Here is a 1,324-nt window from a genome sequence, read left to right on the forward strand (position 1 = left end):
ATTGAACCGCGCCGGGTTTGCCGGAGGCTGATTTGGTTTAGTTACGCGGCCATGGCTTCAGTTTCCAGAGCCGCGTAGAAGTTTGCCTCGGCTTCGGCGGGCGGGATGTTCCCGATCGGCTCGAGCAGGCGGCGGTTGTTGAACCAGTCCACCCATTCGAGGGTTGCGTATTCCACGGCCTCGAAGCTGCGCCAGGGCCCCCGACGGTGGATGACCTCGGCCTTGAAGAGCCCGTTGATCGTCTCGGCCAGCGCGTTGTCGTAGCTGTCACCGACGCTGCCAACCGAAGGCTCGATGCCCGCCTCGGCCAGCCGTTCAGTGTATTTGATCGACAGATACTGGCTGCCGCGGTCGCTGTGGTGAACCAGCCCCATGCCCTTGACCGGGCGGCGGTCATGGACCGCCTGTTCGAGGGCATCAAGGACGAACCCGGCATACGCCGAGGTGCTGACCCGCCAGCCGACAATCTTGCGGGCATAAGCGTCGATGACGAAAGCGACATAAACAAACCCCTTCCAGGTGGCAACATAGGTGAAATCGCTGACCCACAGCATGTTCGGCGCAGGCACGCGGAACTGGCGGTTCACCTTGTCCAGCGGGCATGGCTGCTTCTTGTCAGGGATCGTCGTCTTGTGCGGCTTGCCCCGGATAATGCCTTGAATGCCCATGTCCTTCATCAGCCGTGCCACCGTGCAGCGAGCGACATCGAAGCCCTCGCGGCGCAGCTGGTGCCAGACCTTGCGCAGGCCGTAGACGCTCCAGTTGTCCTCGAAAACACGCCGTATCTCGGGGCGCAGCGCCTCGTCCCGTTTGGCACGATCCGACAACCGCGCCGGGTCGGCACGTTTGACCAGATGGTCATAATAGGTGGCAGGGGCGATCGGCAGAACGTCGCAGATCGGCTCGACCCCGTGCGCATCCCGATGCGCGTCGATGAAACCCACCATCACTTCGGTCGGCGGTCGAGCTCCGCCATCGCAAAATACGCCGACGCCTTGCGGAGAATCTCGTTCGCCTGGCGCAGTTCGCGATTCTCCCGTTCAAGGGCCTTCATCTTCTCGGCCATCTCGGTCGGGATGCCGGCGCGCTTGCCGCTGTCGACTTCGGCCTTCTTGACCCAGTCGTTCAGCGTCTGCGGGGTGCAGCCGATCTTCGCCGCAATCGACATGACCGCCTGCCAGCGCGACGCGTGTTGACCCTCGTTGTCGAGAACCAGCCGCACCGCGCGCTCGCGCACTTCAGGGGAAAACGTGTTCGTCGTCTTGCTCATGATGCTCCATCCTACTCAGGAGTTGGAGCCTCCGGCAAACCCGGCGCGGTTCAA

Annotated in this window: 1 protein-coding gene and 1 other annotated feature; the gene reads right to left on the minus strand. The window is 62.9% G+C overall.

Features of this window, described 5'->3' with window-relative positions:
• Positions 1 to 41: 41 nt before the first annotated feature.
• Positions 42 to 1,270, minus strand: a protein-coding gene (locus tag ACFSL4_RS20545) for an IS3 family transposase (RefSeq protein WP_381084772.1) whose coding sequence is annotated in 2 segments (ribosomal slippage) — positions 42 to 982 and positions 982 to 1,270 — 1,230 coding nt in all. Because the reading frame shifts where the segments join, the coding sequence is not laid out codon by codon here.
• Positions 873 to 989 (minus strand) — a sequence feature (AL1L pseudoknot). It overlaps the preceding gene by 117 nt.
• Positions 1,271 to 1,324: the final 54 nt, after the last annotated feature.

The organism is Streptomyces caeni, from assembly GCF_042678285.1.
Lineage (GTDB): Bacteria > Actinomycetota > Actinomycetes > Streptomycetales > Streptomycetaceae > Streptomyces > Streptomyces caeni.